4 protein-coding genes and 1 rRNA gene are annotated in these 7,015 nt (G+C 40.1%); 2 read left to right on the top strand and 3 right to left on the bottom strand.

Translation table 11 applies throughout. The annotated features are described in order from the left end of the window. Both rrf and AC1DPQ_RS13085 read left to right on the top strand, forming a co-directional pair. A 5S ribosomal RNA gene (gene rrf, locus AC1DPQ_RS13080) occupies positions 1-91 on the top strand; the annotation flags it as partial. Positions 92-764: 673 nt separating this feature from the next. After that, the gene (locus AC1DPQ_RS13085) at positions 765-1,745 is read left to right on the top strand and encodes an acyl-ACP desaturase (protein WP_440826554.1); all 981 of its coding nucleotides are present in this window, start codon (positions 765-767) and stop codon (positions 1,743-1,745) included. 238 nt (positions 1,746-1,983) lie between these two features. Here AC1DPQ_RS13085 and AC1DPQ_RS13090 read toward each other — a convergent pair whose 3' ends face one another. The 3 genes from AC1DPQ_RS13090 to AC1DPQ_RS13100 form a co-directional block, all read right to left on the bottom strand. Further along, on the bottom strand, positions 1,984-2,907 hold the full coding sequence (locus AC1DPQ_RS13090; protein WP_477609649.1) for an MBL fold metallo-hydrolase: 924 nt from the start codon (positions 2,905-2,907) through the stop codon (positions 1,984-1,986). Continuing rightward, positions 2,908-6,303 (bottom strand): methylmalonyl-CoA mutase family protein, encoded by a 3,396-nt coding sequence (locus AC1DPQ_RS13095; protein WP_477609651.1) that lies wholly within the window; start codon positions 6,301-6,303, stop codon positions 2,908-2,910. 128 nt (positions 6,304-6,431) lie between these two features. Beyond that, entirely contained in the window at positions 6,432-6,800 is a 369-nt protein-coding gene (locus AC1DPQ_RS13100; protein WP_477583864.1) for a VOC family protein, read from the bottom strand. Positions 6,801-7,015: the final 215 nt, after the last annotated feature.

Below are 7,015 nucleotides of genomic sequence, written 5' to 3' on the forward strand. Positions count from 1 at the left end.
GTCCACCTCTTCCCATTCCGAACAGAGAAGTTAAGCCCACCAGAGCCGATGGTACTGCGGTAACACGTGGGAGAGTAGGTCGGTGCCAGATCTTAAAAGAAACCCCTTGACGATGAGTCGAGGGGTTTTCTTCGTTTAAAAGCATTTTATAGTCTATGCCGTTCATTTTTCCAACATTAAGGAGTTTAAAAAGGGATAAGGTTCTGTTCCCGCAGATTACGCTGATTTGCGCAAACCTGATCTCCCCTGAGTTTTACACCTTCCGTCCCAGGTTAAATAGCCCTGATGGCAGTGGAAATCCCTTTTGGTCAGAGGTAGATTGTCTGTCCCAAGGGGCTTCCAAAAAGGATTGCAGCGGACAGCAGGACGGAACCCGACCTACATGTTACTGCTATTGCGCTCCAGATCATCAAAATGAAGGGTTCTGATTAAGTACTATTGGCATAGCTCCAGATGATTTATTTATACCATTAAGGAGTGAAGAGACGTTAAGGAACTGTTTACGCTGATCTTCCCTGAGTTTTACACCTTCCGTCCCAGGCAGGACGGAACCCAACCTTATAGATTGCTGTCATTGCGCTCCTAATAATAAACCCGTAAGTAAGCGCTCTATATTCTTTGTGTATAATAAATAAAACCATTTGTGCCAATGTTGATAATTTTAGCCACATTTAAAACTGATTTAGCGCTAAATGTGTTAATATCATAAGGTTTGCCACAATATTTGGTTATCTTTGTTTTTAACAAAAATATAAGTATAAGTAATGAGTTTTTTTGCAGATAAAAGAAGGGAAGTAATGTTGCATATTGAAAAATATATGCTGGAGTCGATGGGAACTTATTTGAAACCAATCGATACCAACTGGCAACCTTCTGATTTTTTACCAGATTCTACTAGTGAAACATTTTATCAAGATGTGAGAATTTTGAGGGATAACGCAAAAGATCTTTCTTACGATTTAGTGGCCGTTTTAATTGGCGATACCATTACTGAAGAAGCTTTACCAACATACGAATCGTGGTTAGCCATGGTTGATGGACATAGTAGGGACGAAGAAGGTGGTTGGATGAAATGGGTTCGCCACTGGACTGCAGAAGAAAATCGTCATGGTGATTTGTTAAATAAATATTTATACCTATCAGGCCGTGTAGATATGCGCCAAATGGAAATTTCTACGCAATATCTTATCGCTGATGGTTTCGATATTGGTACCGGGCATGATCCATACCGTAACTTTATCTATACTTCTTTTCAAGAATTGGCTACCAATGTATCGCACAGAAGGGTAGCTTCTTTAGCTAAAAAAGACGGTGATACGTTATTATCTAGAATGTGTGGTGTAATTGCGTCAGACGAGGCCAGACATGCAAAAGCTTATAAAGATTTCATGAACCGTATTTTCGAGGTTGATCCTAACGAAGCAATGTTAGCTTTTGAAGATATGATGCGTAAGAAAATTGTAATGCCAGCCCATTTCTTACGTGAGGTAGGTTTGAAAATTGGCCAAACATTTGGTCACTTTACAGATGCCGCACAACGTTTAGGGGTATATACTGCAATTGATTACGTTGAAATTATGCAACAGTTGATTGAAGACTGGAAAATTGAGGGCATGCGTGATTTAAACGAAGCTGGTGAAAAAGCCCGCGATTATATTATGGCTTTACCTTCGCGTTTATTACGTGTTGCAGAGCGAATGAAAAACCCTACTATAGATTATAAATTTACCTGGATTGCTGGATAACAGCAAATAAGATATATAGAAGCCTTCCGATGTAAAATCGGGAGGCTTTTTTTTGTGTTGCGTATCGTCATTTCCTGAAAGTGCAGTCCCAAACTTTCTGGAGAGAGATCTATCTTAATAGATTTAGTTTCGCCCAGCACTTCGTGGTTCTCGGCTGCGTTGCACTCTGCTCGAAATTACGGCTTCTTGCAACTTGCTATCGCCGTTTCAATTTTTTTGAATTAAAGATGATCTCTGTTTAATAATAAATATCTCCCTGTTTGGCGAAGTTGAATCCATTTTTTAAGACCTGTTTTTGGGTAGTTGAATCCCAAAGCAATGGGTTGGTGTGATTAAAATGGATTAGGAAGATTTTATGCTTAATGGCAATATCCTCTTTATCAAATAAATCTTCTGTTTCTGTTACCAGTGGGTGTGGTACTTCTGAAATAGGCCTATTACCCAGTTCTGCATTGGTATAAAATGTAGCATCAAGCATGGCTACATCAACTTTTTTTACTTCTTCAATGATATTTCTGTCCCATTTGCTCCACTTATCGATATCTGGAATGAAAAGGTACTTTTTAGTAGGTGTTTCTATTTTAAAACCAGCAGTTTCTGAATATTCATCACGATGGGGTACTGTAAATGCGGTAATCTTATTTTCTGTTATATCGATAGGGTTATCGGCTTTAAGTTCGATAAGGTTTATATTTTTTAGCATAACGAGCTGGCTCCAAGGGCCGTTTTGAGTTAAGAAAGATCTGAATTTTGGGAGCACATAAATATTCAGGTTACGTGTAGCCATTACTTCTCTACCGAATTCCATTAAACCTGTATAATGACCGATATGGCCATGTGTGATAAATATACCTTCGGGCAAGTAAGGATAAACTTCATTCGTTCTTTTTCTGAAATCCTGCAGTTGGGCTTTAATATCAGGAGTAGCTTCAAAAAGCCACCATTTTTTGGTTTTAGGATCTACCAAAGCAAGTGAAACTACATTTCTTCTTAACTTTTCATCTTTCCATGCCATTTTACAGCAATTTTTCTGGCAGCCCATGTGCGGGTAGCCGCCATCCTGGGCAACACCGAGTACCATGATAAAAGAAGACGCTGGCATTTTCTGTGCCCAGGTTTGGATCGAAAAGCCAATTATGAAAAATAATAATATTGCTCTCATTTACATGTTTCTTCTGTATTGGCCGCCAACTTCATAAAGTGCTTTACTAATCTGTCCTAATGAACAAACCTTACAGATCTCCATGAGCTGTTCAAAGATGTTGTCGCCGGCAATAGCCGATTTTTGAAGTTGTTTCAAGAGATCTGTTGCACGGTCTGCATTACGGTCCTGAAATTTTTGCAATGCCGAAATCTGATATTGTTTTTCATCTTCTGTAGCTCGGATTACTTCACCAGGAACAATAGTAGGTGAACCATTCTTGTTTAAAAAGGTATTAACGCCTACAATAGGATATTCACCTGTATGTTTAAGCGTTTCGTAATACAGACTTTCTTCCTGAATTTTTCCGCGCTGGTACATCGTTTCCATCGCACCCAATACCCCACCACGATCGTTGATGCGTTTAAATTCGGCAAGCACAGCATCTTCTACCAGATCGGTTAATTCTTCAATGATAAAGGCACCCTGCAGTGGGTTTTCGTTCTTGGCCAGGCCCAATTCTCTGTTGATGATCAATTGGATGGCCATGGCTCTCCTAACAGATTCTTCTGTAGGCGTTGTAATGGCTTCATCGTAAGCATTAGTATGTAGCGAATTACAGTTGTCGTAAATGGCATAAAGGGCCTGTAAAGTGGTACGGATATCATTAAAATCGATTTCCTGTGCATGTAACGAACGGCCAGAAGTTTGGATATGGTATTTAAGTTTCTGCGAGCGGTCATTTCCCTTGTATTTATTCTTAATAGCTTTAGCCCAGATTCTTCTGGCTACGCGACCGATAACGGCATATTCCGGATCGATTCCATTGGAGAAGAAGAAAGACAGGTTAGGGGCAAAATCATCAATGTGCATGCCTCTGCTCAAATAATATTCTACAAAGGTAAAGCCATTGCTTAAAGTAAAGGCAAGCTGCGAAATTGGATTGGCACCTGCTTCGGCAATGTGATAGCCCGAAATAGATACGGAATAGAAATTCCTTACTTTTTCATCGATGAAATACTTTTGGATATCGCCCATCATCCTTAAGGCAAATTCTGTAGAAAATATACAGGTATTTTGTGCCTGATCTTCCTTTAAAATATCGGCCTGAACGGTTCCCCTAACTGAGCTAATGGCTTTTGCCCTGATCTTGGCATAAATATCGGCAGGTAAAACCTGATCTCCTGTAAGGCCCAAAAGCATTAAACCCAAGCCATTGTTTCCTTCTGGTAATGTACCATTATAGGTTGGTCTCGGTATATTTTTTATGCGATAGATTGCATCAATTTTAGCTTCAACCTCTTTAGTTAAATCGTTTTCGATAATGTATTTTTCACATTGCTGATCGATTGCAGCATTCATGAAAAAGCCTAACAACATTGGGGCTGGGCCGTTAATGGTCATGGATACCGAAGTGGACGGCGCACAAAGATCAAAACCCGAATAGAGTTTTTTAGCATCATCCAAAGTGGCAATACTTACACCCGAGTTTCCGATTTTGCCATAAATATCGGGACGAATGTGCGGATCTTCTCCATAAAGGGTAACAGAGTCAAAGGCAGTAGATAGACGGTGCGCAGGTTGACCTAAAGAAACATAGTGAAAACGTTTGTTAGTTCTTTCAGGACCACCTTCTCCTGCAAACATCCGCGTAGGATCTTCGCCTTCTCTTTTTAAAGGGAATACACCTGCCGCATATGGAAATTCGCCTGGAAGGTTTTCGGTTAACAGCCACCTTAAAATATCGCCCCAATCTTCATATCTCGGTAGTGAAACTTTAGGGATATTCAGTTTTGAAAGTGATTCATAAAATAAAGGTTGTTTAATCTCTTTATCGCGGACTTTATAAATGAAAAACTCTTCTTTGTAAGCTCTTTTGGTATCTGGCCATTGGCGCAATAAACGCCTGCATTCGCCATCTAATTGTTCTTCGAAGAAAGAGTATGTTGCATTTAAGTTTTTTAACACCGCGTCTAGTGAAGACCCTTGTAGGAGGGGGGAATTAATATCACCAGCTAAATCGATTACACCTTTCAACTGGTACATTTTCCGGGCAATGGTAGCCTGTTTATCTACCCATTCGTTATACGTTTGGCTAGCTTCGGCAATTTCTGCCAAATAACGGATGCGATCAGGGGGTATGATGTAAATTTTCTCTGATTGATCGGAAGTGAGTTCCATTTTGGCTTTGAAATCCGTTCCGGTTTTTACCCTGATCTGCTCCATTAAGGCAACAAATAGGTTATTCATGCCCGGATCATTAAATTGTGATGCCATAGTTCCATAAACTGGAATTTCGTCATCCTTCGCCTCAAAAATATTGTGGTTGCGTTTGTATTGTTTGCGCACATCTCTCAGTGCATCTAATGCACCTCTTTTATCAAATTTGTTAATGGCTACCAGATCAGCGAAATCCAACATATCGATTTTCTCCAACTGTGTAGCTGCACCAAATTCTGGGGTCATTACGTATAGGGAAACATCACAGTGTTCGGTAATTTCGGTATCTGATTGGCCAATGCCTGAGGTTTCTACAATAATTAAATCGTAACCAGCGGCTTTGCAGATATCGATACTTTCCTGAACGTTTTTGGATAGTGCAAGGTTGGCCTGCCTGGTGGCTAAAGAACGCATGTAAACCCTCGGGTTATTGATGGCATTCATCCGGATACGATCGCCCAATAAAGCGCCACCGGTTTTTCTTTTGGAAGGATCGACAGAGATAATCGCTAAGGTTTTATCTTTCACTTCTACCAGGAAACGGCGGACAAGCTCATCTACCAGTGATGATTTTCCGGCTCCGCCCGTTCCGGTGATGCCTAAAATAGGAGCGGTGTTGTTTTTGGATAGTTTTTTTAATTCGTCTACAAATTTTTGTGCGCCTTCGGGATCATTTTCTGCAACGGTAATGGCCCCAGCAATGGCTTTAATATCTTTTGTAGGAATGGTTTCGAGCTCGTTAGTAATGCTGGCTTTGGTGATGAAATCGGTTTGGATCAGCATATCATTGATCATGCCCTGCAAACCCATCTTACGGCCATCATCTGGAGAGTAGATTTTAGAAATTCCATAAGACTGGAGTTCCTCTATCTCTGAAGGCAAGATTACGCCACCGCCACCTGCAAATATTTTAATATGGCCTGATCCTCTTTCTTGCAAGAGATCGTACATGTATTTAAAGTATTCAATGTGTCCGCCTTGATAAGAAGTCATTGCAATGCCCTGAACATCTTCCTGAATGGCACAGTTTACCACTTCATCAACCGACCTGTTGTGCCCAAGATGGATCACTTCAGCCCCTGAAGATTGGAGGATACGGCGCATAATATTAATGGTTGCATCGTGTCCATCAAAAAGGGAAGCGGCGGTTACGAAACGGATTTTATTTTTAGGCTTATATATTTCTACTTGTTGCATACGATAGGATTTAAAGGATCAGTGTGCTCAAACGACCAATCCTTGTCCAAATATATTTGGTATGCAAATGTACTAAAATAAGGAGTTTAAATAGCGAATACCCTATACCATTACGGCTTTTGGTTCAGCTATAAATCCTGCCCGAATTGCAGTAAATAACCGTTATTATCGTAAATGGCAAACTCCCTCATGCCATAGTCAAAATCATCTAGCGGATAACAGATTTCACATTGATCTTTTAAACTTTCCCAGAGGGTTTCTACCTCGTTTGTATTGATATAAAGCGAACCGCTCATAATTGATTTAGGGATATTGTGATGCTTGTTTGGAGAACAAAACATAATTTCGATCTCATCTTTTCGGAGGGTTAACCAAGTCAGATCGTCAAGTTTTACATCACAAGTGAAGTTTAAAACTTCTGTATAAAACTTTAATGTTGCTTGCATATCATGCGATTCGAGCATGGGTGTAAGTTTGGTTGCAATGTATGTTGACATGATCTAAAATAAAGAAAATAGGAAATTTTATCAAGTTATCGTCATTTCGAGGGATAATTTACTGCATAAAAATCATTACGGATGACAGCGTAATTTAAAGGAAATGACTCTCCTCAAATGGTCGTCATTGCGAGGAGGCTTTTTCAGCCGACGAAGCAATCTTACAACTATCGCTAGTAGCGAGCACTTTAAGATTGCTTCGTGCCTCGCAATGA

The organism is Pedobacter sp. 01T416_2 (assembly GCF_056398925.1).